The sequence below is a fragment of the Curtobacterium sp. MCLR17_043 genome (assembly GCF_003224215.1).
In the GTDB taxonomy this organism is placed as follows: Bacteria; Actinomycetota; Actinomycetes; order Actinomycetales; family Microbacteriaceae; genus Curtobacterium; species Curtobacterium flaccumfaciens.
Map to the genome: position 1 here is coordinate 51214 of NZ_QKLH01000008.1, position 23637 is coordinate 74850.

General features: G+C 70.6%; 22 protein-coding genes and 1 riboswitch. Of the genes, 13 read left to right on the forward strand and 9 right to left on the reverse strand.

Features of this window, described 5'->3' with window-relative positions; genetic code table 11:
• The first annotated feature begins 6 nt into the window (after positions 1-6).
• Together DEJ03_RS09445 and DEJ03_RS09450 are read left to right on the forward strand one after the other, a co-directional pair.
• Positions 7-813 carry a hypothetical protein gene (locus DEJ03_RS09445; RefSeq protein WP_110864423.1) on the forward strand — a complete coding sequence of 269 codons (807 nt, stop codon included), beginning with the start codon at positions 7-9 and terminating at the stop codon, positions 811-813.
• Positions 810-2681: an amidase family protein gene (locus DEJ03_RS09450; protein ID WP_110864424.1), complete on the forward strand. Its 1872-nt coding sequence runs from the start codon at positions 810-812 to the stop codon at positions 2679-2681. Before DEJ03_RS09445 ends, DEJ03_RS09450 begins: the two co-directional genes overlap by 4 nt.
• A gap of 84 nt (positions 2682-2765) precedes the next feature.
• On the opposite strand, the gene DEJ03_RS09455 is transcribed toward DEJ03_RS09450, so the two are convergent.
• Entirely contained in the window at positions 2766-3542 is a 777-nt protein-coding gene (locus DEJ03_RS09455) for an isocitrate lyase/phosphoenolpyruvate mutase family protein (protein ID WP_110864425.1), read from the reverse strand.
• A gap of 112 nt (positions 3543-3654) precedes the next feature.
• Here DEJ03_RS09455 and DEJ03_RS09460 point away from each other — a divergent pair, with 112 nt between their 5' ends.
• Together DEJ03_RS09460 and DEJ03_RS09465 are read left to right on the forward strand one after the other, a co-directional pair.
• Complete coding sequence (locus tag DEJ03_RS09460; RefSeq protein ID WP_071404186.1) at positions 3655-4842, forward strand: MalY/PatB family protein; 1188 nt, start codon at positions 3655-3657, stop codon at positions 4840-4842.
• Positions 4843-4990: 148 nt separating this feature from the next.
• A complete protein-coding gene (locus DEJ03_RS09465; RefSeq protein WP_110864426.1) occupies positions 4991-5371 on the forward strand; it encodes a hypothetical protein in 381 nt (126 codons plus the stop codon).
• Positions 5372-5399: 28 nt separating this feature from the next.
• On the opposite strand, the gene DEJ03_RS09470 is transcribed toward DEJ03_RS09465, so the two are convergent.
• Together DEJ03_RS09470 and DEJ03_RS09475 are read right to left on the reverse strand one after the other, a co-directional pair.
• On the reverse strand, positions 5400-5585 hold the full coding sequence (locus DEJ03_RS09470; protein WP_017887087.1) for a hypothetical protein: 186 nt from the start codon (positions 5583-5585) through the stop codon (positions 5400-5402).
• 80 nt (positions 5586-5665) lie between these two features.
• Complete coding sequence (locus tag DEJ03_RS09475; protein ID WP_110864427.1) at positions 5666-6154, reverse strand: GNAT family N-acetyltransferase; 489 nt, start codon at positions 6152-6154, stop codon at positions 5666-5668.
• 68 nt (positions 6155-6222) lie between these two features.
• Here DEJ03_RS09475 and DEJ03_RS09480 point away from each other — a divergent pair, with 68 nt between their 5' ends.
• Positions 6223-7107, forward strand: coding sequence for a LysR substrate-binding domain-containing protein (locus tag DEJ03_RS09480; protein WP_110864428.1), 885 nt, complete (start codon positions 6223-6225; stop codon positions 7105-7107).
• A 46-nt stretch (positions 7108-7153) separates the two neighbouring features.
• Here DEJ03_RS09480 and DEJ03_RS09485 read toward each other — a convergent pair whose 3' ends face one another.
• The 4 genes from DEJ03_RS09485 to DEJ03_RS09500 all read right to left on the reverse strand — a co-directional run bounded on the left by DEJ03_RS09485 (position 7154) and on the right by DEJ03_RS09500 (position 9098).
• Positions 7154-7408 carry a hypothetical protein gene (locus tag DEJ03_RS09485; protein WP_017887084.1) on the reverse strand — a complete coding sequence of 85 codons (255 nt, stop codon included), beginning with the start codon at positions 7406-7408 and terminating at the stop codon, positions 7154-7156.
• The gene (locus DEJ03_RS17940) at positions 7405-7887 is read right to left on the reverse strand and encodes an FBP domain-containing protein (protein ID WP_027464546.1); all 483 of its coding nucleotides are present in this window, start codon (positions 7885-7887) and stop codon (positions 7405-7407) included. Before DEJ03_RS17940 ends, DEJ03_RS09485 begins: the two co-directional genes overlap by 4 nt.
• Before the next feature lie 85 nt (positions 7888-7972).
• Positions 7973-8710, reverse strand: coding sequence for a M48 family metalloprotease (locus DEJ03_RS09495; protein WP_110864430.1), 738 nt, complete (start codon positions 8708-8710; stop codon positions 7973-7975).
• A 13-nt stretch (positions 8711-8723) separates the two neighbouring features.
• Complete coding sequence (locus tag DEJ03_RS09500; RefSeq protein ID WP_110864431.1) at positions 8724-9098, reverse strand: BlaI/MecI/CopY family transcriptional regulator; 375 nt, start codon at positions 9096-9098, stop codon at positions 8724-8726.
• Between the two features lie 230 nt (positions 9099-9328).
• Positions 9329-9434, forward strand: a riboswitch (glycine riboswitch).
• 49 nt (positions 9435-9483) lie between these two features.
• On the opposite strand from DEJ03_RS09500, the gene gcvT reads away from it, so the two are divergent.
• From gcvT to DEJ03_RS09540, 8 genes are all read left to right on the forward strand, one after another.
• The gene (gene gcvT / locus DEJ03_RS09505; protein WP_110864432.1) at positions 9484-10629 is read left to right on the forward strand and encodes a glycine cleavage system aminomethyltransferase GcvT; all 1146 of its coding nucleotides are present in this window, start codon (positions 9484-9486) and stop codon (positions 10627-10629) included.
• Between the two features lie 4 nt (positions 10630-10633).
• The gene (gene gcvH / locus DEJ03_RS09510) at positions 10634-11011 is read left to right on the forward strand and encodes a glycine cleavage system protein GcvH (RefSeq protein ID WP_017887079.1); all 378 of its coding nucleotides are present in this window, start codon (positions 10634-10636) and stop codon (positions 11009-11011) included.
• Complete coding sequence (gene gcvP, locus DEJ03_RS09515) at positions 11008-13929, forward strand: aminomethyl-transferring glycine dehydrogenase (protein WP_110864433.1); 2922 nt, start codon at positions 11008-11010, stop codon at positions 13927-13929. Before gcvH ends, gcvP begins: the two co-directional genes overlap by 4 nt.
• Positions 13930-14432: 503 nt before the next feature.
• Positions 14433-16058, forward strand: a complete 1626-nt coding sequence (locus tag DEJ03_RS09520; protein WP_110864434.1) for an ABC transporter substrate-binding protein — start codon at positions 14433-14435, stop codon at positions 16056-16058.
• A 221-nt stretch (positions 16059-16279) separates the two neighbouring features.
• Positions 16280-17209 (forward strand): ABC transporter permease, encoded by a 930-nt coding sequence (locus tag DEJ03_RS09525; protein WP_110864435.1) that lies wholly within the window; start codon positions 16280-16282, stop codon positions 17207-17209.
• Positions 17199-18149: an ABC transporter permease gene (locus DEJ03_RS09530; RefSeq protein WP_071404174.1), complete on the forward strand. Its 951-nt coding sequence runs from the start codon at positions 17199-17201 to the stop codon at positions 18147-18149. The genes DEJ03_RS09525 and DEJ03_RS09530 overlap by 11 nt, the downstream gene beginning before the upstream one ends.
• A complete protein-coding gene (locus DEJ03_RS09535; RefSeq protein ID WP_071404173.1) occupies positions 18146-19888 on the forward strand; it encodes an ABC transporter ATP-binding protein in 1743 nt (580 codons plus the stop codon). The genes DEJ03_RS09530 and DEJ03_RS09535 overlap by 4 nt, the downstream gene beginning before the upstream one ends.
• Positions 19889-19950: 62 nt before the next feature.
• Positions 19951-20457 carry a PH domain-containing protein gene (locus DEJ03_RS09540; RefSeq protein WP_071404172.1) on the forward strand — a complete coding sequence of 169 codons (507 nt, stop codon included), beginning with the start codon at positions 19951-19953 and terminating at the stop codon, positions 20455-20457.
• Positions 20458-20561: 104 nt separating this feature from the next.
• Here DEJ03_RS09540 and DEJ03_RS09545 read toward each other — a convergent pair whose 3' ends face one another.
• Positions 20562-22706: a dipeptide ABC transporter ATP-binding protein gene (locus tag DEJ03_RS09545; RefSeq protein WP_110864436.1), complete on the reverse strand. Its 2145-nt coding sequence runs from the start codon at positions 22704-22706 to the stop codon at positions 20562-20564.
• On the reverse strand, positions 22699-23637 hold the full coding sequence (locus tag DEJ03_RS09550) for an ABC transporter permease (protein WP_071404170.1): 939 nt from the start codon (positions 23635-23637) through the stop codon (positions 22699-22701). Before DEJ03_RS09550 ends, DEJ03_RS09545 begins: the two co-directional genes overlap by 8 nt.

Here is a 23637-nt window from a genome sequence, read left to right on the forward strand (position 1 = left end):
GCGCCCATGCAGCACCGACCACGGCTGCGCCCACGCGCGACGATCGTCTCCTCGACGCTCGTCGCCGCCGGGGCGTTCGGCCTCGCCGTCCTGACGGCCGCTCCGGCCCAGGCAGCGCCCACCGCGACCACCGCCACCATCGACGCCCCGGACACCGTGACCGTCGGCACGGCGTTCGACGTCGACCTGGCGATCCCGGACACCGCCGACGTCTACGCCTACGAGATCACGCTCGAGGCCGACTCGGTGCAGTACCGGGACGACAGCGTCACCGGCCCGGACGGCGGCTTCGACACTGTCGAGCAGGACGGCGACGCCCTGACGATCGTGCACACCCGCCTCGGCACCTCACCGGCACTCGACGGCGACCTGGCCACCTCGATCTCGCTGACCCCGACGGCGGTCGGCAGCGTCGACCTCGACGTCACGAGCATCACCCTCGTCGGCTCCGACGGCACGTCGACCACCCTCGACGACCCGGCGAGCACCAGCGTCGTGGTCGCCGCGGCCGCGACCACCGCCCCGACGGCCACACCGACGCCGGGTGCGACCACGCAGCCCGGCGCCGGTGGCGGCACGGGTGCCCCCGCCGGCCCCGGCGACCCGACGGCACCGGGCGCCGATCCGACCGACGGCGCCACCGCCGTGGCAGGAGCCGGGGACGACCGTCCGACCGGAGGCGACCTCGCCTGGACCGGCGCGGACGTCGCGCCGTGGATCGCCGCGTCCATCGCCCTGCTCGCAGCCGGCGGAACCCTGATCACCCTGCGGGCCCGTCGTGCCCGCCGCGACCGCACCGGAGCCTCCGCATGACCGCCACGAAGCAGGCCGCCACGAAGCGGGCCTCCAGCAAGAAGCGCACCACCGTCGCCGGCGCATCGCTGATCGCCCTCGTCGGCACCGTCCTCGCCGCGACCCCCGCGATCACGGCCGCTGCAGCACCCGCAGCCGTCGACGCCAGCCCCGCCGCCATGCTCGCGCCGTACTACACGGACCTCGACCTGACCGGCGACGACCAGGTGACGAATGCCGACCTCGCCGTGCTCACCGACCACCTCGGTGCGACGACCGTGAGCACCGACTGGGCGACGGTCAGCGCCGCGGACACCGACGCCGACGGCACCATCACCGTCGCGGACCTGGCCGGGTTGTCCCAGCGGATGATCTACGACGACGGCCCGTTCCAGCTCGTCGAGGCGTCGACCATCGACATGCAGGCCGCGATGAACGCCGGGGTCACCACGTCGGTCGCGATCACGCAGGACTACCTCGACCGCATCGCCGCGTACGACCGCGCGACGGTCGACACCGCGTCGACCGGGCGCGCGCTCAACTCGATCGTCACCACCAACGCCGACGCCCTGGCCGCCGCGAAGACCGCGGACGCCGAGCGCGCCGAGCACGGGATGACGAGCATGCTGCTCGGCGTGCCGATCGCTGTGAAGGACAACTACGACACGAAGGACATGCCGACCACCGGTGGCTGCGGCTGCTGGGACGACAACCAGACCGACACCGACGCCGCCATGGTCACCGGCCTCCGCGACGCCGGCGCCGTGATCCTGGCGAAGGCCAGCCTCGACGAGTTCGCCTTCGGCTTCGTCTCCGAGTTCTCGTCGAACCAGCCCGCCGGCTCGTCGCTCCTGGTCGCCAGCCCGTACAACACGGCGCAGACGGCCGGTGGCTCGAGCGGCGGCACCGGTGCGGCGATCTCCGCGAACCTCGCCGGGATCGGCTTCGGCACCGACACCGGCGGGTCGATCCGCGTGCCGTCGACGTACAACCAGCTCGTCGGCATCCGGCCCACGGTCGGCCTGACCAGCCGTGACGGGATCATTCCACTCGCCCTGTCGCAGGACACCGGCGGCCCGATCACCCGCTCGGTCACCGACGCGGCGGTCGCGCTCGACGCCGTCACCGGCGTGGACGCGGCGGACCCGGCGACGGCTGCGCAGGCCGGCAAGGTGCCGACGTCGTACACGTCGTCGCTCGACGCCGACTCACTGCAGGGCGCCCGCATCGGCTACGTGACGAGCATGGTCGGCACGAACGCCACGACGAAGCGCCTGTTCGACGCCTCCGTCGCGAAGCTCGAGGCCGCCGGTGCCACCGTCGTCCCGATCACCGCGACGACGGCCTTCAACCGGGTCCTGTCCGAGGGCAGCGGCAGCACGAACGAGTTCAAGCACGACCTGGACGAGTACGTCGCGAAGCACCTCGACCCCGACGTCACCGCGCGTTCCCTGCAGGGCATCCTGGCCTCGGGTGAGTACGTGCCGAGCCGCAAGAGCACCTACCAGTCGCGCGACCTGATCACCGACACGCAGTACCAGGCGTGGGCCGGACCGACGGGGTCGCACACGACGCAGCTCGCCACCGGCAAGCAGCTCGTGACGCAGATGCTCGACGACCAGGACCTCGACGCGCTCGTCTACCCGTCGGGCACGCCGTACGGCACGCAGTCGACGAACATGCGCCTCAGCCCGAACACCGGCATGCCGGCGATCACCGTCCCGATGGGCCAGGCGACCGCTGCCGACAACACCATCACCGGTGCCGGCGTGAACCTGGAGTTCCTCGGCCGCTCGTTCGACGAGAGCACGGTCATCGGCCTCGGTTACGCCTTCGAGCAGGAGACGCACGCGCGCACCGCGCCGGCGCTGTACCCGGCGCTCGGCTGAGCTGAGCGGGTCGCGTGACGTGACCACAGGACGGACGGGAGGCCCGTGGCGACACCGCCACGGGCCTCCCGTCCGTCTGCTCCGTCAGTTCAGGGTCGGGGTGTCCTCCGGCACGACGCCGTCGGCGTACAGGTCGGTCGCCAGGTCGCGGAGCGCGCGCAGCGCGACCCGCTGCGTGAGCGGGCCGTAGGAGATGCGGGCGACGCCGAGCGCCTCGTACTCGGCGGCGGGCAGGGCGCCGGGCAGGCCGATGACCGAGAGCTTGCCGCGGCCCAGACCGGCGACGAGTCGCTCGACCACGGAACGCTCGACCGCGCCGGGCACGAAGACCAGGGCGGCGCCGTTGTCCAGGAACGCCTTGCCGCGGGCGATCGCGTCCTCGATGCTCTCGTCGACCGGGCGCTCGCCGCCGCGCACTATCGCGTCGGTGCGCGCGTTCAGCTGGAAGTCGACGCCCTCGGCCTCTGCCGCTGCGGTGATCGCGGCGACGCGGGCGACCGCCTCGTCGAAGGGACGCAGCCGGTCCTCGACGTTGGCACCCACGATGCCGGAGCCGATGGCGCGGCGGATCGTCTCGGCGGGGTCCTCGTAGCCGTCGTCCAGGTCGGCGGTGACCGGCAGGTCCGTGGCTGCGGCGACGATCGCGGCTCCGGACAGGGCGAGGTCGAGGGGCATGCCGCCGTCCTCGTACCCGTACGAGGCGGCGATCGAGTGCCCGGCGGTGGCGATCGCCTTCGTGCCGGGCAGGTCGCTGACGACCTTGGCGGTGATCGCGTCCCACACGTTCACGACGCGCAGGATCTCGGGGGCTTCGTGCAGCTGCTTCAGGGTGACGGCCTTGTCGGCGGTGCTCGTGCTCATGCTGCCGACAGTAGGCCGACGGGGCGGCCCCCGGCCGTCACCCCACCCGAAGACGACGTGGGATGACGTCGGGAGTCGCGCCGGGCCTCCTGGCAGGGGCATGCTGGGACGCATGGCGAGCGACGAGCAGGACCCGGTCGGCACGCTCCGCGGGGTCCGGACGAGCATCAAGTGGACGCGGTACGCGCCCGACGTGCTGCCCCTGTTCGTCGCCGAGATGGACCACGACGTCGCGCCGGCGATCCGGCAGGCCCTGATCGAACGGGTCTCGCAGTCCGACCTCGGGTACCTCGACGGCCCCGGTCCGCTCGCTCCCGCGTTCGCGCAGTTCGCGCTGGACCGCTGGGGCTGGCAGATCGATCCGTCGCGGATCCACCTGGCCACCGACGTCAGCGTCGGGATCGTCGAGTCGCTCCGGCTCGCGCTGCCTGACGGCGGCCGAGTCGCGATCACACCGCCGGTGTACCCGCCGTTCTTCGAGCTCGTCGAAGAGGCCCGATGTCAGGTCGAGGAGGTCCCGCTGCTCGAGCAGTGGGGGCAGTACCGGCTCGACCTGGAGGGCCTCGAGCGGGCGTTCGCCGGCGGGGTCGGCGTCTTCCTGCTCTGCAACCCGCACAACCCGGTCGGGCTCGTGCACGACCGGGCCGACCTCGTCGCGATCGCCGAACTCGCTGCGAAGTACGACGTCCTCGTCATCAGCGACGAGATCCACGCACCCCTGACCCACCCCGGCGTGCAGTTCACCCCGTTCGCCGCCGTCGCCGAGCCGCTCGGTGCCCGGAGCGTGTGCGTGACCTCGGCGAGCAAGGGCTGGAACCTCGCCGGTGTGAAGTGCTCGGTCATCGTCGCCGGCGATCCCCGGACCGCCGCGCTCCTCGACACCCTGTGGGAGGAGGTCGCCTGCCGCACGAGCATCCTCGGGCTGCACGCGAACCTGGCGGCGTTCACCCTGGCGACGGACTGGCTCGACGACGTCGTGGCGCGCATCGTGGCGAACGACCGGCTGCTCGCCAAGCTGCTCGCCGAGCACCTGCCCGGGGTCGTCTACACGCGGCCGCGCGCCGGGTACCTGGCGTGGCTCGACTTCCGCGGCATCGGCCTCGGCGACGACCCCGCGGTGCCGCTGCGTGAGAACGCGTACGTCGCGCTCAACTCCGGGCTGGGGTTCGGGTCCGAGGGGCGCGGGTTCGTCCGGCTCAACCTGGCGTGCTCACCGGAGACCCTGCGCGAGGCCGTGTTCCGGATCGCCTCGGCGTACCCGTCGAGCGCGCAGGAGGGGCTGGTCTGGCACGTCGCCTGAGTGCATGCCGCTGACCCAGCCGAGAGGTCTTGTCTACTTCGAGTAGACAGCTTTGCCCAATCCCGATTGGACGCGTAGCGTGAAGCGCGCGGAACTCGTGGACCGGTTTACGCGATCGGCCGAGTCAACGACGGGGAGAAGGCCGGGAATGAGCCGACACACTGTTCGCGCCGAGCGCGACGGGAAGTACTGGTTGATCTGGATCGACGGCGTCATCCGGACGCAGGCGAAGCGCGAACGAGAGATCGAGCTGATGGCCCGCGACTGGCTCTCGCTGATGAACGACGACCGCGATCCGGAGTCCTTCGAACTCGTCGTCGAGGTGGCGATGCCCGAAGCGGCGCAGGCGCACCTGGATCGGGCGGTCGCGCTCCGCGAGGAGTCCGAGCGCGCACGCATCGAGGCGGCAAAGGAGACGGCCGCCGCGGCGTTGGTCCTGCACGAGTCCGGGCTCACGGTGCGTGAGATCGGACCACTGCTCCACGTCTCGCACCAGCGAGCACAACAGCTGGTCGCCGCGGCTCGCTGACCGACCTGGTCATCGCGCTCCGCTGCGGTCAGGCCACGTACTGGTTGCGGCCGACGACGCGGATGCGCAGGTCGTCGTCACGGTCCATCGCGAGGAGCTCGCGGGCCACGAACCCGACGGACGGCCACCGGGACACCTCGGTCACCATGAAGCCGTCGATGAAGACCTGCCACGCGCCGGCCTCGCGGACCGCCTGCACCTCGTACGTCGCCATGCCGCGAGCGTACCGGGACCGGGCCGCCGTCAGTGCAGGTCGAACGGCGGTGCAGGTCGAACGTCAGCGCAGGTCGAACGTCAGTGCAGGTCGAGGGTCATGTGCACGTCGGCTCGCACGTACGGACTCGGGGCGACCTCGTCCTCGCGCAGGTGCCGGAACCCGAACGCCTCGTACAGGTGCACGGCGCTGGCGAGCTGTGCGTTGCTCTCCAGGTCGATGCGGCGTGCGCCGAGTTCGCGCGCCCGGTCGAGCGCAGCGGTGATGAGCTTCCGCCCGGTGCCGTGCCCCTGGTGGTCGGGGGAGACCGCCATCTTCACGAGCTCGAACACGCCGGGGGTGGTGGGCACGACCCCGATGCACCCGATGACCTGGTCGTCGAGCCGGGCGACCAGGACGGCCCCGCCCCGTTCCACGACGCGGCCGACGGGATCGGAGAGGAACACGCGGTCCTCGTCCTCGAGGGTGAAGTACCGGGTGATCCACGCCTCGTTGAGCGTGCGGAACGCCTCGGCGTCCGCGGGGGTGGCGAGGTCGGCGATGGTGACGGTGGAGGTTGCTTCGGGCATGCATCCATCCTCGATCGACGATGCAGTCACGTCCAATACTCGTTCGCGCTGATCGATAGCCTGTGTGCATGGATCGAGAACCGGACGTCGACCTCCGGCAGCTGCGGGCGTTCCTCACCGTCGCCGACGAGTTGCACTTTGGCCGAGCGGCCGAGCAGCTGCGGATCGCCCAGCCCGCGCTGTCCCAGCAGATCCGGCGCACCGAACGCGCGCTCGGGGTCGACCTGTTCGTCCGGACCAGCCGCAGTGTGGCCCTGACCGCCGCCGGCCGGGTGCTGCAGGGGCGTGCGCGATCGCTGCTCGGGCAGGTGCGACGGGACCTCGACGAGACGGTGCGGGTCGGTCGGGGCGAGGTCGGTCGGCTCGACGTCGGGTTCGTCGTCTCCGCGCTGCCCCTCGGTCCGATCGAACGCGTGCAGGCGTTCCGGGAGCGCTACCCGCTGGTCCGGGTGGAACTGACCGAGGGGTACTCGTCGACCCTGCTCGCCCGGATCGTCCGCGGCGAGCTCGACCTCGCCGTCGTCCGCGATGCCGACCCGGACCCCGCCGTGCGGCTGCTGCAGTTCCGGTCCGAGGCGTTCGTCGCCGCCGTGCCGCGCGGGCACCGTCTGGCGGACCGCGAACGCATCCGCGGCACCGAACTGGTCGACGAGCCGTTCGTGTTCTTCCCGGCGGTCGCGGGGGCTCTGGCGACCGAGCGCAACCTCGCACCGGTCACCGCCGGTGGTCGCCGTCCCGTCATCGTGCAGGAGGCCACGACCTGGGCGACCGTGCTGCACCTGGTCGGGGTGGGCCTCGGTGTCACGGTGGTGCCGGAGAGTGCCGCGCTCGCCGCACCCGACACGGTGGCGCTCCTGCCGCTCGAGGGCAGCGACCACCGCAGCGAGCTCGCATGGGCGATGCGCGCCGACGACGACCGCGAGATCCTGCGCAACTTCGTCGCCGCGGACTGACCGAGCGGACCGCGCGCGCCGAAGGAAGCCGTCCGGGCGTCCTCGCTCAGCCGAGCGACAGGACGGGCGCCCGGTGGTCACCGAGTTCGTCGATGCGCCACGGCCGAGCCCCGCGCAGTGTCAAGCCGAGCTGGACGAGCACGAACCCGACGTGCGGCTCGACGTCGGGGTCCCACGGCCCCTCGACGCCCAGACCGAACGCGCCGAGTTCGTCGTCGGCCTCGTCCCGCAGCGTCAGCCGCCACCGGCCGTCGCCGAGTTCCTCGACCACGGCCCAGCGGGCGGTGCCGAACCGGCTCACGCCGTCTTGGTGATGTCCGCGGTGAAGTTCTGCACGCGCTGCAGCAGGGAGGCACCACGCATCGCGATGGTCGCGGGCGGGTTCAGGTGCGGGGGCGCGGTGCGGATCAGCATCGGGCACCCGAGGTCTTCGCAGATGTACGTGCCGATCGTGTTGCCGTTGCGCCCGGACTCACCGGCACGCGCGGCGGAGAACAGCCGGACCTGGGTCGCGGGCTGCGGCGAGTGGCAGAACGAGCACATCGCGGCGATGCCGGGGCGCAGCGAGCCACCGGCGGACCGGACGACGATGCCCACGGGGCGCTCGTCGATCCAGGACACGATGTACCCGCGGCGGGCGGCCTGCGGGTCGCGCCAGCCCAGGAACTCGCGTTCGTCCCAGAGTGTCTCGTGCAGGCCCGGGATGGGCAGCTGTGCGAGTTCGTCGGGGGTGGCGTTCACGAACGACGATCGGATGTCGGCTTCGGTCAGTGGCTTCACGGTCCGATCACCATATGCCTCGCCCCCGACACGTGGTGCGTCACGACAGTCGTGTGGTCGACGGTGCGGTCTCGGATCGCCCCGTTCAGGACAGTCTGGAGGCGCGGATCGCCCCGAGCGCGCTGCTCCCGTCCGCCACCAGCACCGCCCGGCGCAGGGCGTCGCGTCCGACGCGACGGGCGGCCGCGTCGTCCGCGGCGAACTCCACGAGCACACGCGTCGACCGCGCCATGGCGCGCGCACCGGGCACCCACGGGACCGCACGCTCGATCGATTCCGCGACCGCGACCGCAGCCGCGTGGTGCTGGGTCAGGTGGGCGCGTTCGTGGGCGACCACGGCCTCCAGTTCGTCGGTGCGCAACCGGTCTGCCAAGCCGGTGCTGACGAGGACGCCACCGCTCCGACCCGGCACGGCGCACGCCAGTGCGTGGTCGGCCTCGACGACGGCGACGGGGGTGCCGTCGATCTCGCGGTGCGGGGCGACGCCGGAACGCATCGCCTGCCGGACGGCCTCGTGTTCCGGGCCGGGGCGCACCCGGACCGCGACGACGAACGCGACGACCGCGAGGAGCGCGACGCCGACGTTGAAGCCGTGCGTGGGGGAGCCGTCCCCGCCGAACAGCTCGGTGACCGGACGGTCCGCGAGCACCACGAGGGTGATGCCGGCCACGAAGCCGACGACGCCGAGCAGGACCGCGACCGACCAGCAGACCAGCGCGGTGCGGGGCCGGTCGATCGTCCAGGCGGAACGGGTCAGGACCCGGGGCGCGAACACCACCACCGCGAGTGCGAGGACGATGAGCGCGATTCCGGCGACGACCACGGTGCGCAGCCGGTCAGGAGCGGGCGCGGGCGTCGAGGGCGCGGCGCAGGGCCTCGAGGTCGTCCGAGGCGAGCGAGCCGGTGAACTGCAGCAGCGCCGCCTCGCGGTCGGACGACGCGGCCAGCGCGCTCGACATCAGCGACGCGGTCTGCTCGTCGCGACTGTGCACGGCGCGGAACGTCAGGGGAGCGTCGTCGTGCTGCTCCCGTTCCACCTGGCCCTTGCGGCCGAGGCGGTCGAGCACGGTGAGGACGGTCGTCAGCGCGGGGCGGGGCTCCGGGAACGCGTCGAGCACCTGGCGTGCGGTGCGCCCGGAGTCGGCGGAGCGGAGGGCATCGAGCACCGCCTGCTCCAGCTGCCCGCGGGGGCGCGATCGTTGTCCGGCCATCCCCGCATTCTACGAGATGTCGAAGGCTCGCTCGCGACACACGCTCGAAACGCGGCCTCGGTATGCTCGTCGCGGACAACTGAACACACCGGCCGTTCATCCGTCGCGGGAGACGCCGTGCACGTACCTCCGGGTACGTCGTGCCTCTGGGTACGTCGTGCCCTCGGGCGCACGCACGGCACCGAAGGAGCAATCCCCCCGTCAATCTCTCAGGTCCCACACCGCAGCGGACAGGCCACTCTGAAAAGCAGACGCTCGGTCGTCTCGCCCACGGTGAAAGCCGCCGGACCTCACGGGCCGCGGTGAAACTCTCAGGCCCATGACAGAGGGGGAGTTCCACCCGGCGATCGTCGCCGGGCCCTGCCGATGCCAGGAGAACTCCGCCATGAGTCCGTCCCCACTGCCCACGCCGGGTCAGCGTTCGTCGCCGCTCGAAGCCGTGCACGAGGCCGCCGGTGCGACCTTCACCGACTTCGCCGGGTACCGCATGCCCGTGCGCTACTCGTCAGACCTCGCCGAGCACCACGCCGTGCGCCAGGCCGCCGGGGTCTTCGACCTGTCGCACATGGCCGAGATCGGGGTGACCGGCACCGACGCCGTCGCCTTCCTCGACCACGCGCTCGCCGGCTCCTTCGGCACGATGCCCATCGGTCGCGCCAAGTACTCGCTGCTGCTCGCCGAGGACGGCGGGATCCTCGACGACCTGGTCGTGTACCGGACCGACGACGACGTCTTCCTCGTCGTCGCGAACGCGTCCAACCGCGACGTTGCCGTCACCGCGCTCACCGCCCGGGCCGACGGCTTCGACGTCGAGGTCTCCGACGACTCCGACACCACGGCCCTCGTCGCGATCCAGGGCCCCGCGGCTGCCGGCACGCTCGACGCGCTCGTCGTCGCCGACCGCCTGCAGCCCGAGAACCCGCTCGACGAACTCGGCTACTACCGCGTGCTGCACGCGGTGTTCGACGGTGCCGACGTGCTCGTCGCGCGGACCGGGTACACCGGCGAGGACGGCTTCGAGGTCTACACGGACCCGGGCACCGCCCCGGTGCTCTGGGACGCCCTGCTCGAGGCCGGTGCCGACCGCGGCGTCGTCCCCGCCGGGCTCGCCGCGCGCGACACCCTGCGACTCGAGGCCGGCATGCCCCTCTACGGGCACGAGCTCGGCACCGATGTCCGTCCCGCCCAGGCCGGCCTCGGCCGCGTCGTCGCGAAGGACGGCGAGTTCGTCGGTGCTGCCGGCGTCACCCCGTCCGCGGACGCCCGCGTGCTCGTCGGCCTGGTGACCGAGGGCCGCCGTGCTCCCCGCGCCGGCTACGACGTCGTGCTCGACGGCGCGGTCGTCGGCACCGTGACCTCGGGCGCGCTCTCGCCGACGCTCGGCCACCCCGTCGCGATGGCCTTCGTCGACCCGGCCGCGCTCGCCGCCGTGTCGGACGGGGCACAGGTCCTCCACATCGACGTCCGCGGGACTGCCGTCCCCAGCACGGTCTCCGCGTTCCCCTTCTACCGCCGCGCCTCGAAAGGCTGACCCCATGACCGACCAGACCGCACTCCAGTACACGGCCGACCACGAGTGGCTGCTCGTCGAGGGCGACACCGTCACCGTCGGCATCACCGACCACGCCGCCGAGCAGCTCGGTGACGTCGTCTACGTCGAGCTCCCCGCCGTCGGCACCGCCACCACCGCTGGCGACCAGATCGGCGAGATCGAGTCGACCAAGAGCGTCGGCGAGCTCTTCGCCCCGATCGAGGGCGAGGTCGTCGAGGTCAACGACGCCGTCGTCGACACCCCCGACACCGTCAACCAGGACCCGTTCGGCGCCGGCTGGCTCGTGAAGATCAAGGTCGACGGCACCTCGTTCCCCGAGGACCTGATGGACCACGACGCGTACCGGGCCTCCATCGCATGACCGCGTTCGAGAACCTCCAGACGTCCTTCGCCGACCGCCACATCGGCACCACCCCGGCCGACCAGCAGGCCATGCTCGACGTCGTCGGACAGCCGTCGCTCGACGCGCTGGTCCGTGCCGCGATCCCGGAGGCCATCCACGTCGGCCCCGTCGCCGACTCGGTGATCCCGGCCGCCGTCGGCGAGACCGAGGCGCTCGCCGAACTCCGCGCGAAGGCCGGCCGCAACACCGTCCGTCGCGCCATGATCGGCCTCGGCTACCACGGCACCCACACGCCCGCGGTGATCCAGCGCAACGTGCTCGAGAACCCGAGCTGGTACACGGCGTACACGCCCTACCAGCCGGAGATCTCGCAGGGCCGCCTCGAAGCGCTCATCAACTTCCAGACGATGGTGTCCGACCTGACCGGCATGGCCACCGCCGGCGCCTCGATGCTCGACGAGGGCACCGCCGTGGTCGAGGGCATGCTCCTCGCCCGCCGCGCGTCCAAGGTCAAGGGTGACGCGTTCCTCGTCGACGCCGACCTGCTGCCGCAGACCCGTGCGCTGCTCGACCACCGTGCCGACGCCGTGGGCATCACGCTGCGCGCGTTCGACGCTGCCGACGGCCCGAGCGACGACCAGCTCGACGGTGCGTTCGGTGTCATCGTGCAGTACCCGGGCGCGTCGGGCCGCATCGTCGACCCGTCGTCCGTCATCGAGCGGGTCCACGCCGGTGGCGGCATCGCCGTCGTCGCAGCCGACCTGCTCGCGATGACCCTGCTCGCCAGCCCCGGCGACCTGGGTGCCGACGTGGCCGTCGGGACGAGCCAGCGCTTCGGCGTCCCGCTCGGCTTCGGTGGCCCGCACGCCGGCTACCTCGCGGTGCGCGCCGGCCTCGAGCGCCAGCTCCCCGGTCGCCTGGTCGGGGTGTCCTTCGATGCCGACGGTCAGATGGCCTACCGCCTCAGCCTGCAGACCCGCGAGCAGCACATCCGCCGCGAGAAGGCGACGAGCAACATCTGCACCGCGCAGGTCCTGCTCGCCGTGATGGCCTCGATGTACGCGGTGTACCACGGGCCCGAGGGCCTGCGGTTCATCGCCGGTCGGGTCGCGCGGACCACCGGTGCACTCGCCGCCGTGGCGCGTGACGCCGGGGTCGAGGTCGTGCACGACGCCTTCTTCGACACGCTCACCCTGCGGGCCGTCGGTCGCGCCGAGGCGATCGTCGCGGCAGCACAGGACGCCGGCTACCTGCTGCACGTCGTGGACGCCGACACGTTCCAGCTGTCCGTCGACGAGACGACCACGCCCGACGACGTCGTGGCGCTGGCGAACGTGCTCGGGGCGGTGGACGTGACCGTCCCCGCGACCGAGACCGCCGTGCGCGACGCGGCCACGGGCCTCCCGGCCGCCCTGCAGCGCGAGAGCGACTACCTGACGCACCCCGTGTTCAGCGCACACCGCAGTGAGACCCGCATGATGCGGTACCTCAAGCACCTGTCCGACAAGGACTACGCGCTCGACCGCGGCATGATCCCGCTCGGCAGCTGCACGATGAAGCTCAACGCGGCGACCGAGATGGCCGCCGTGACCTGGCCGGAGTTCGCGAACATCCACCCGTTCGCACCGCGCGAGGACGTCGAGGGGTACCTCGACATGATCGGCGACCTCGAGTCGTGGCTCGCCGAGGTCACCGGCTACGACACCGTGTCCCTGCAGCCGAACGCCGGCAGCCAGGGTGAGCTCGCCGGCCTGCTGGCCATCCGTGGGTACCACCAGGCTCGTGGCGACGAGGACCGGACGGTCTGCCTCATCCCGTCGAGCGCGCACGGCACGAACGCGGCGTCCGCGGTGCTCGCCGGCATGAAGGTCGTCGTGGTGGCCTGCGACGAGAACGGCAACGTCGACCTCGAGGACCTCCGGGCCCGTGTCGCCGCCAACGCCGACACCCTCGCGGCCCTGATGATCACGTACCCGTCCACCCACGGCGTCTACGAGCACGACATCCGCGAGATCTGCGACGCCGTGCACGACGCCGGCGGCCAGGTCTACGTCGACGGCGCGAACCTCAACGCGCTGCTCGGCCACGCCCGCTTCGGCGACTTCGGGGGCGACGTGTCGCACCTCAACCTGCACAAGACCTTCTGCATCCCGCACGGCGGTGGCGGCCCCGGCGTGGGACCCGTCGCCGCGAAGGCACACCTGGCACCGTTCCTGCCCGGCCACCCGTTCGCGCAGCAGGCCGACCGGCGCTCCGGCGCGACCGCCGCCGAGGCGGACGACCGCCTGGCCCACGCCGGCGGCCCGGTCAGTGCGGCGCCGTACGGCAGCCCGAGCATCCTACCGATCACGTGGACGTACGTCCGGATGATGGGGCTCGAGGGCCTCACCCGTGCGACCGAGGCCGCGGTCCTCGGGGCGAACTACATCGCGGCCCGTCTGCGTGATGCGTTCCCCGTGCTGTACACGGGCGACGACGGACTGGTCGCGCACGAGTGCATCCTCGACCTCCGCCCGCTGCGCGACACCACCGGCATCACGGTCGACGACGTCGCGAAGCGCCTGGTCGACTACGGGTTCCACGCGCCGACGATGTCGTTCCCGGTGGCGGGCACGCTCATGGTCGAACCGACCGAGAGCGAGGACCTCGCCGAGCTCGACCGCTTCGTCGACGCCATGCTCGCGATCCGGGCCGAAGCTGCAGCGGTCGAGCGCGGGGAGTGGCCGGCGGACGACAACCCGCTCGTGCACGCGCCGCACACCGCCTCGTCGGTGATCTCGGGGGAGTGGGCGCACGCCTACACCCGCGAGCAGGCCGTCTACCCGTTGCCGGGCATCAGCGGCCGGAAGTACTGGCCGCCGGTGCGTCGCATCGACCAGGCGTACGGGGACCGCAACCTGGTGTGTGCCTGCCCGCCGATCGAGGCGTTCGCCTGATCCCGACCAGCGCCGACACCCTCGTCGTCGCCCTGTGCTCAGTCGCTGAGCGCCTCGTGCCCCGTCCGGTCCTCCGGACGGGGCACGGTCGTGTCCCGGCTGGTCACGACACCCCGCTCAGTTCCGCCGAGCGGTCACGAACCGTCGTCCGGACCCGCTCCCACCGACAGTTCGTGACCACTCGGCGCGCCACCCACGGCATGTCCTGACCGCTCGACGCGGCCCCCGAGCCGTACCCCTGAGCGATGCTCGGCCGTCCCCCGACTTGCACAGAAGTGTGACGGAGTGCAATGGATTTCATGCGGATGCAACAAAAACGCACCCTTCACCGGCACGCGCGCGAATGTTGCATCTTGTCGCAAGGATCGTGCAAGTTGGTTACCGGCGTGTAACCGTTCGCCCCTGGGTTTGGACGCCGCTGTTCACCTTGCCTACGCTGCAAAGGTCAAACGCGCCCGGGCGACACCGCTGTGCCCTGCGCGTCCCATGCACCAGGAGGAACCTTGATCAAGAAGCGCGCCGGGCTTTCCGCCCTCGCCGTGCTCGGGGCCACAGCACTCGCCCTGACCGCCTGCTCCAGCAACAGCTCCGACGGGGGTGGCTCGGGCTCGGCGAACGCGTCCGGGATCGTCACCACCAACGGCAGCGAACCCCAGAACCCGCTGATCCCGTCGAACACCACCGAGACCGGTGGCGGCAAGATCATCGACTCGCTCTTCGAGGGCCTCGTCTCGTACGACGCCGACGGCAAGCCGGTCAACGAGGTCGCCAAGAGCATCGACACCGATGACTCGAAGACGTTCGACATCACGCTGAACACCGGCTACACCTTCACCAACGGCGAGAAGGTCACGGCCGAGTCGTTCACCAAGGCGTGGAACTGGGCAGCCCAGAAGTCGAACGCCCAGGGCGCCAGCTACTTCTTCGAGAACATCGAGGGCTACAACGCCGACAAGGACTCCGAGCTCACCGGCCTCAAGGTCGTGGACGACGACGAGTTCACCGTCACGCTGAAGTCGGCGCAGTCCGACTTCCCGCTGTCGCTCGGCTACTCGGCGTTCGTGCCGCTCCCGTCGGCGTTCTACGACGACACCAAGGCCTTCGGTGAGAACCCGATCGGCAACGGTCCGTACAAGCTCGACGGCAAGAAGGCCTGGACCCACAACCAGTCCATCAAGCTCGTCACCAACAAGGACTACGAGGGCAAGCGCAAGCCGAAGAACGGTGGTCTCACGATCACGTTCTACGCCTCGCAGGACACCGCGTACTCCGACGCCCAGGGCGGCAACCTCGACGTCCTCGACGCCGTGCCGGACAGCGCATTCAAGACCTACAAGTCCGACTTCCCGGACTCGAACGTCAACCAGCCCGCCGCGATCTTCCAGGCGATCTACCTGCCCTACTACCTCGACCACTGGAAGGGTGAAGAGGGCAAGCTGCGTCGCGAGGCCGTCTCGATGGCGATCAACCGCAAGCAGATCACCGACAAGATCTTCGACGGCACCCGCACCCCGGCCAAGGACTTCACCTCCCCGGTGATCGCCGGCTGGAACGACGACCTCGACGGTTCGGACGTCCTGGACTACGACGAGTCCGAGGCCAAGAAGCTCTGGGCCGAGGCCGACAAGATCTCGAAGTACGACGACACGCTCACCATCACGTACAACGCCGATGGTGGCCACGAGGCCTGGGTGACCGCGGTCACGAACTCGATCTCGAACACGCTCGGCATCAAGGCCGAGGGCAACGCGATCCCGACGTTCCAGGAAGCCCTGGACCTCCAGACGAACGACAAGCTCACGGGCGGCAGCCGCACCGGTTGGCAGGCCGACTACCCGTCGCTGTACAACTTCCTCGGCCCGACCATGGGTGAGGGCTCGTCGAACAACTACTCGCGGTACGACTCCAAGGAGTACAACGAGCTGCTCGCCAAGGGCCGTTCGGCTGCGACCGTCGAAGAGGGCAACAAGTCCTTCGACCAGGCACAGGAACTCCTGTTCGAGGACCTGCCCGAGATCCCGCTCTGGTACTCCAACGTGACCGGTGTCTGGAACGCGGACAACGTGTCGAACGTCAAGTTCGGCTGGAACTCGGTGCCGCTGTACTACGACATCGAGGTCAAGAACTGATCCAGGTCTCCTAGAGACCGAAGCGCGAGCAGGTATCCTGCTTCGCGATCACCGGACGGGGGTTCGGGGACCGCACAGGTCCCCGAACCCCCGTACCACGGTGGCAACACCCCCACACAGCGGGCGCCCTCCCGCACCGGACATCCGTGCCGACCCTCGGACCGTCCACCCCTCACCACAATGAACCTGATCGACATCGCTCCGGACCGGGCAGTGATCTGATGCTCTGGTACCTCGGCAAGCGCCTCCTGCAACTCATCCCCGTGTTCTTCGGGGCCACGTTCCTCATCTACTTCCTGGTCTTCTCGCTGCCCGGCGACCCGATCGCCGCGCTGTTCGGCGACCGGCAGCCGTCGCCGCAGGTCATCGAGACGCTGCGTCAGCAGTACAACCTCGACAAGCCGTTCATCGTGCAGTACCTGCTCTGGATCGGCGGCGTGTTCCGCGGCGACCTCGGCGTGACCTACTCGGGTCTGCCGGTCAGCCAGCAGCTCGCATCGGCCTTCCCGATCACCGCGCGCCTGGCGATCCTCGCGCTCGTGTTCGAGGCCGTCGCCGGCATCGTCGTCGGCGTCGTCGCGGGTCTGCGCAAGGGCAAGCTGTTCGACGCCACCGCGCTCGTCGTGTCGCTCCTGCTCATCTCGGTGCCGACCTTCGTCGTCGGGTTCGTGCTGCAGTACGTCTTCGGCATCAAGCTCGGGCTGTTCCGCGTCACGGTGTCCGGCGAGGCGCCGTGGAGCGAACTCGTCCTGCCGGCGATCGTCCTCGCCTCGGTCTCGTTCGCGTACATCGTGCGTCTGACCCGGGCCAGCGTCGCCGAGAACATGAGCGCCGACTTCGTGCGCACCGCCACGGCCAAGGGCCTGCCCCGCCGTCGTGTCGTCGGCGTGCACATCTTCCGGAACTCGCTCATCCCCGTGGTGACCTACCTGGGCGTCGACATCGGCAACCTGATGGTCGGCGCGATCGTGACCGAGGGCATCTTCAACATCAACGGTGTCGGCGGCACGGTGTTCCGCGCCGTCAAGCTCGGCGAAGGCCCGACGGTGGTCTCCTTCGTCGCCGTGATGGTCATCATCTTCATGCTCGCCAACCTCCTGGTGGACCTGCTCTACGCCGTCCTGGACCCGAGGATCCGCTATGCCAAGTAACGCCGCACCCCGCTCGGCGACGCACTACGTCGCCCCGCTCGAAGAAACCCCCCTGCAGGCGGTCGACCAGGTCAACGAGGACGAGAAGACCCGTTCCCTGTGGACCGACGCCTGGGAGTCCATGCGGACCCGCCCGACGTTCTGGATCTCCTCGATCCTGATCCTGCTGATCATCGTCGTCGCGGTCTTCCCGGGGCTCTTCGCCCACGTCGACCCGCGCGCGTCGAACCTCGACAACAGCGATGGCGGGCCCGAGGCCGGGCACATCCTCGGCTTCACGCGTCAGGGCTCGGACGTCTACGCCCGCGTGATCTGGGGCGCCCAGAACTCGCTCATCGTCGGCATCGTCGCGACGATCCTGGTGTCGATCGTCGGCATCGTGATCGGTTCCCTGGCCGGCTTCTACGGCGGCTGGCTCGACACGATCGTGTCCCGCATCGGTGACATCTTCTTCTCGATCCCCACCGTCCTCGGTGCGATCGTGATCATGTCGGTCATCCCCGCGCGGAACGCGATCACCGTCGCGCTCGTCCTCGCTGCGTTCGCGTGGCCGCAGATCGCCCGCATCATGCGTGGCGCCGTGCTGAGCGCCAAGCAGGCCGACTACGTCATGGCGTCGGCGGCCCTGGGTGTCAACCGGTTCCGGACGCTCGTGCGCCACGTCATCCCGAACTCGCTGGCTCCGGTCATCGTGGTCGCGACCGTGTCGCTCGGCACGTTCATCGTCGCCGAGGCGACGCTGTCGTTCCTCGGCATCGGTCTGCCGCCGTCGGCCCTGAGCTGGGGCCTCGACATCGGCACCGCCCAGACATCGATCCGCACGAACCCGTCGACGATCTTCTGGCCGTCGGCAGCCCTGTCCATCACCGTGCTCGCGTTCCTGCTCCTCGGTGACGTGGTGCGCGACGCGCTCGACCCGAAGGCGAGGGCCCGCCGATGAGCGAGACACTGACCCAGACGAACAGCAGCCGCACCGGTGGTTCCGGCGCGCCGCTGCTCGAGATCACCGACCTGCAGGTCGGCTTCAAGACCCAGAGCGGCCTCGTACAGGCCGTCCGCGGCGTCAACCTCACCCTCGAGCAGGGCGAGCGCCTGGCCATCGTCGGCGAGTCCGGTTCGGGCAAGTCGACGAGCGCCCAGGCGATCATCAAGCTGCTCCCCGGCACCGGTGAGGTCACCGGCGGCTCGATCAAGTTCAACGGGCGCGAGCTCGTCGGGCTGAGCGACAAGGAGATGTCGGAGATCCGCGGGAAGGAGATCGGCTACGTCCCCCAGGACCCGATGTCGAACCTCAACCCGCTGTGGTCGATCGGCTTCCAGGTCGAGGAGGCGATCCGTGCGAACGGCATGGCGACCGGCAAGAAGGCCGTCCGTGACCGTGCCGTCGAGGTCCTGCAGGAAGCCGGCCTCGGCGACGCCTCGACCCGCCTGAAGCAGTACCCGCACGAGTTCTCCGGCGGCATGCGCCAGCGCGTGCTCATCGGTATCGGTCTGTCGAGCCGCCCGCAGCTGCTCATCGCCGACGAGCCGACGAGCGCGCTCGACGTCACCGTCCAGCGCGTCATCCTCGACCACCTCGAGAGCCTGACCCGCGACTTCGGCACCTCGGTGCTGTTCATCACGCACGACCTCGGCCTCGCCGCCGAGCGTGCCGAGAAGCTCGTCGTGATGTACAAGGGCCAGGTCGTCGAGGCCGGTCCCTCGAAGGAGATCCTGGCCAACCCGCAGCACCCGTACACGCAGCGGCTCGTCGCGGCGGCCCCGTCGCTGGCCAGCCGTCGCATCCAGTCGAAGGTGCAGCACGCGCGCGTCGACATCGCCGACGCCGGCAACGACGACGCCGAGCTGATCGCCCGGGCCCAGGAGCGCGAGCACCGTCCGGCCGAGGACCTCATCGTGGTGAAGAACCTCGAGAAGGTCTACAAGCTGCGCGGCAAGAGCCTCGCCACCCGCGAGCTCAAGGCCGTCGACGACGTGTCGTTCTCGATCCAGAAGGGCACCACCACGGCGCTCGTCGGCGAGTCCGGTTCGGGCAAGTCGACCGTCGCGAAGCTCGTCCTGCAGCTCGAGAGCATCACGAGCGGCACCGTGCAGTTCGACGGCATCGACATCGGCGCGCTGAAGGGCAAGGACCTCTTCGACTTCCGCCGCCGCGTGCAGCCGGTGTTCCAGGACCCGTACGGCTCCCTGGACCCGATGTACAACGTCGGGAACACGATCGCCGAGCCGCTCGCCACGCACAAGGTGGGCGACAAGGCCTCGCGTCGCGCCCGGGTGCTGGAGCTGCTCGACCAGGTCGCGCTGCCGAAGTCGATGGTGAACCGCTACCCGAACGAGCTGTCCGGTGGCCAGCGACAGCGCATCGCCGTCGCCCGCGCGCTGGCGCTCAAGCCGGAGGTCATCGTCCTCGACGAGGCCGTCTCCGCGCTCGACGTGCTCGTGCAGGGGCAGATCCTCGACCTGCTCACCGAGCTGCAGACCGAGCTCGGCCTGACGTACCTGTTCATCACGCACGACCTCGCGGTCGTCCGCCTCGTCGCGGACAACGTGTGCGTCATGCGCCGTGGGCAGATCGTCGAGAAGGCGACGACCGACGAGGTCTTCGCCGCCCCGAAGGAGCAGTACACGAAGGACCTCCTGGCCGCCATCCCCGGCGCCGGGTTCGAGTTCGGACGCTGATCCACCTGGACACGAACGAGGCCGGACGCCCCGTCGTCCTCCGCGCTGGTCGCGGGGGCGCGGTGGCGTCCGGCCTCGTCGCCGTCCTGGGCCTGTTCCTGCTCGGCGATGCGGCGTTCCGGGGGAGCTGGGACGTCGTCCTCCGTGCCGCCGGCCCGATCGCCGTGCTCGTCTGGGCGCTCTGGGTCCTGACCTACCGTCCGTGCATCGTCATCGACGAGCGCGCGGTCACCGTGGTCAACCCGCTCCGCCGCACCGTGGTGCCGTGGCAGGCCGTCGCCGACGTCCGGCTCCGCTGGCAGATCGTGATCGAGACGGTCGCCGGCCGGAAGGTCCAATGCTGGGGCGGGCCGTCGCTGCCGCGGCCGAAACCGGCCCGGCGCGGTGAGCGGGCCGTCCTGCGACAGCCCGACGAGATGACGGTGCTGCTCGACCGCTGGTCCGAGCACCGCGACGGCACCGGCGCCGGCGACGCCGTGCGCGGCTGGGACGTGCCGGCCCTGGCGGTCGGCGCAGCGGCGCTGGCGCTGCTCGCCGCCTCGCTGCTCAGCCTGTGGCTGGGGGCCTGACGCGGCTCGCGATCGCGACCACACGACGGACGGGAGGCCCGGTACCAGCTGGTACCGGGCCTCCCGTCCGTCCGTTGGTCACGTCCACGGCGTGACCGGCGTCGTCAGACGACCGCGCCGACCCGCTCGGTGAGCAGGTGCTCCTGGTCGGTCTGGATGCAGGCGACACCGCGGCCGTGCACGGGCTCGAGACCCGGGTCGATCGTGCGGCACTGCTCCTGCCGGCCCTCGTCGAGGAGCTGGTAGAGCGGGCAGCGCGTGCGGAACCGGCAGCCGTCGATGCGCTCCGTGGGGGAGGGCAGGTCGCCGTCGAGCAGGATGCGCCCGCGGGCGGCCTCGGCCATGGGGTCCGGCACCGGCACGGCCGACAGCAGCGCCCGGGTGTACGGGTGCTGCGGGTCCGAGAAGACCGCGTCGCCGTCGCCGTACTCGACGATGCGGCCGAGGTACATGACCGCGACGTCGTCGGCGATGTGCCGGACGACGGACAGGTCGTGCGCCACGAACAGGTAGGACAGCCCGAGGCGGTGCTTGAGGTCCTCGAGCAGGTTGATCACACCGGCCTGCACCGAGACGTCGAGCGCGGAGACCGGCTCGTCGAGCACCAGGATCTTCGGCTCGACGATGAGCGCACGGGCGATGCCGATGCGCTGCCGCTGGCCGCCGGAGAACTCGTGCGGGTACCGGTCGATGTAGCTCGGCTCGAGCCCGACCAGCTCGAGGACCTCGCGCACCCGCCGGCGGATCTCGTCCTTCGCGACGCCGTGCACGGTGAGGGGTTCACCGATCACCGAGCCGATGTCGAGGCGCGGGTCGATCGACGCCATCGGGTCCTGGAAAACGACCTGGATGTCGCGGCGCAGTGCCAGACGGTCCTTCTTGGACAGCGAGGCGGTGTCGACGCCGTTCACCCGGATGGTGCCGTGCTGGGCCCCGGCGAGCTCGAGGATCTCCATGATGGTGGTCGTCTTGCCGCAGCCGGACTCGCCGACCAGACCGAGCACCTGGCCGCGCTTGAGCGTCAGGGAGATGCCGTCCACCGCGTGCACCTCGCCGATCTGCCGGCGGAAGAGCGCGCCCTTGGTGAGCGGGAACGTCTTGACGACGTCCTGCAGCTCGAGCACGACCTCGTCGCCGTGGTCGACCGCTGCCTCGGGGACGTCCTCGGGGCGGGGGAAGATCTCCGAGCGCTCGAGGGTGCCCGCGGCGATCTCGTCGCGACGGATGCACGCGGCGGTGTGGTCGTCGAGCAGGGTGCCGTTGCCGATCGTCTGGACGGCACCGGTCAGGACCGGGTTGTCGGCGCTCTGCGGCACCGTCGGTGCGACGAGGGCGGGTTCGCCGTCGCGGCAGGCGTCGATGACGGCGGGGCAGCGGTCGGCGAACGGGCAGCCGGTCGGCTTCTGCGTGAGCAGGGGCGGGCGGCCGTCGAGCGGGACGAGCCGCTCGGTGCGGGCGGACGTCATGTTCGGCATCGAGCGGAGCAGCCCGATCGTGTACGGCATCACCGGTTCACGGAACAGGGGGAGCACCGGCGCCGTCTCGACGATCCGGCCGGCGTACATCACGGCGACGCGGTCGGCGTTGCCGGCGACGACGCCGAGGTCGTGCGTGATGAGCACGACGGCCGCACCGGTCATGTCCTTGGCGGTCTGCAGCACGTCGAGGATCTGCGCCTGGATCGTCACGTCGAGCGCCGTGGTGGGCTCGTCCGCGATGATCAGCTTCGGGTCGTTCGCGATGGCGATGGCGATCATCGCGCGCTGGCGCATGCCGCCGGAGAACTCGTGCGGGAACGCGTCGAGTCGTCGAGCCGGGTTCGGGATGCCGACGATGCGCAGGAGTTCCTCGGCGCGGGTGCGTGCGGCGTGCTGGGTGAGGGAGCGGTCGTGCAGGCGCAGGCCCTCGATGATCTGCTGGCCGATCGTGTACACCGGCGTCAATGCGGACAGCGGGTCCTGGAACACCATCGCGATGTCCCGGCCGCGCAGCGCCGACATCTCGCGATCGTTCCTGCCGACGAGCTCCTGCCCGTCGAACCGGATGCTGCCCTGCACCTGGGCGGAGGACGGCAGCAGGCCCATCACGGCCATCGAGGACACCGACTTGCCGGAACCCGACTCGCCCACGATGCCGAGGAACTCACCGGGGGCCACCGAGTAGTCGACACCCCGGACCGCGTAGACGGGCTTGGTCTTCGGGTTGAACGTGACCGACAGGTCGGACACGGTGAGCAGCGGCTCAGTCACGGTTGGCTCCGGAGGTGGGGTCGATGGCGTCGCGCAGGGCGTCGCCGAGCAGGCTGGTCGAGAGCACGGTCGCGACGAGCGTCGCGGCGGGCAGGACGAACAGCCACGGGCGGGTGACGGCGGACTGGCTGCCGGCGGCGAGCAGGGTGCCGAGCGACACGTCGGGGATCTGGATGCCGAAGCCGAAGAAGCTCAGCGAGCTCTCCGCCAGGATCGCGGCGCCGACGCCGAGCGTGGCGTCGATGATGAGCAGCGACGCCACGTTCGGCAGGATGTGCCGACGGATGATCGTGAACGCCGGGACGCCCATGAACCGGGCGGCCTTGACGTAGTCGCGTTCGCGGAGCGACATCGTCTGACCGCGGATCACCCGGGCCATCACCATCCAGCTGAACACCGCGAGGCCGACGATGAGGGCAACCCATGTCAGGTTCTTGAACACCGGGCTGAGCAGCACGAGCGCGTAGAACGACGGGATCACGAGCAGCAGGTCGATGACCCACACGAGCAGCCGGTCGGTGAGGCCGCCGAAGTACCCGGCGATCGCGCCGACGATGCCGGCGATCAGGGTCGCTGCCGGTCCGGCGATCAGGCCGATGAGCAGCGACTTCTGCAGGCCGACCAGGGTCTGCGCGTAGATGTCCTGGCCGATGTCGTTCGTGCCGAACCAGTGCGCAGCGCTCGGCGGCATGCCGAACGCCAGCCCGTCGGAGTCGACGGCGTTCCAGTGGTACAGGTACGGGCCGAGGAACGCCCAGAGGATGATGAGGAGCAGGGCGCTGCCACCGATGCGTGCGCGCCAGGTGCCGAACACCTTGCGCCAGAGCGGGGTGCGGCCGCCCTTCACCTCGATGACGTGCGCCGGCGTCCCGGCGTTGCCGTCGCCGGGGTCACCGGCGGTGGTCGTGGTCGTGGGGTCGAGAACAGACAC

What these genes read in the sequence shown, in the direction of transcription:
- DEJ03_RS09445 (WP_110864423.1), top strand. Translation starts at nt 7, where the DNA reads ATGCAGCACCGACCACGGCTGCGCCCACGCGCGACGATCGTCTCCTCG.
- DEJ03_RS09450 (WP_110864424.1), top strand. Translation starts at nt 810, where the DNA reads ATGACCGCCACGAAGCAGGCCGCCACGAAGCGGGCCTCCAGCAAGAAG.
- DEJ03_RS09455 (WP_110864425.1), bottom strand. Translation starts at nt 3,542, where the DNA reads ATGAGCACGAGCACCGCCGACAAGGCCGTCACCCTGAAGCAGCTGCAC.
- DEJ03_RS09460 (WP_071404186.1), top strand. Translation starts at nt 3,655, where the DNA reads ATGGCGAGCGACGAGCAGGACCCGGTCGGCACGCTCCGCGGGGTCCGG.
- DEJ03_RS09465 (WP_110864426.1), top strand. Translation starts at nt 4,991, where the DNA reads ATGAGCCGACACACTGTTCGCGCCGAGCGCGACGGGAAGTACTGGTTG.
- DEJ03_RS09470 (WP_017887087.1), bottom strand. Translation starts at nt 5,585, where the DNA reads ATGGCGACGTACGAGGTGCAGGCGGTCCGCGAGGCCGGCGCGTGGCAG.
- DEJ03_RS09475 (WP_110864427.1), bottom strand. Translation starts at nt 6,154, where the DNA reads ATGCCCGAAGCAACCTCCACCGTCACCATCGCCGACCTCGCCACCCCC.
- DEJ03_RS09480 (WP_110864428.1), top strand. Translation starts at nt 6,223, where the DNA reads ATGGATCGAGAACCGGACGTCGACCTCCGGCAGCTGCGGGCGTTCCTC.
- DEJ03_RS09500 (WP_110864431.1), bottom strand. Translation starts at nt 9,098, where the DNA reads ATGGCCGGACAACGATCGCGCCCCCGCGGGCAGCTGGAGCAGGCGGTG.
- gcvT (WP_110864432.1), top strand. Translation starts at nt 9,484, where the DNA reads ATGAGTCCGTCCCCACTGCCCACGCCGGGTCAGCGTTCGTCGCCGCTC.
- gcvH (WP_017887079.1), top strand. Translation starts at nt 10,634, where the DNA reads ATGACCGACCAGACCGCACTCCAGTACACGGCCGACCACGAGTGGCTG.
- gcvP (WP_110864433.1), top strand. Translation starts at nt 11,008, where the DNA reads ATGACCGCGTTCGAGAACCTCCAGACGTCCTTCGCCGACCGCCACATC.
- DEJ03_RS09525 (WP_110864435.1), top strand. Translation starts at nt 16,280, where the DNA reads ATGCTCTGGTACCTCGGCAAGCGCCTCCTGCAACTCATCCCCGTGTTC.
- DEJ03_RS09530 (WP_071404174.1), top strand. Translation starts at nt 17,199, where the DNA reads ATGCCAAGTAACGCCGCACCCCGCTCGGCGACGCACTACGTCGCCCCG.
- DEJ03_RS09535 (WP_071404173.1), top strand. Translation starts at nt 18,146, where the DNA reads ATGAGCGAGACACTGACCCAGACGAACAGCAGCCGCACCGGTGGTTCC.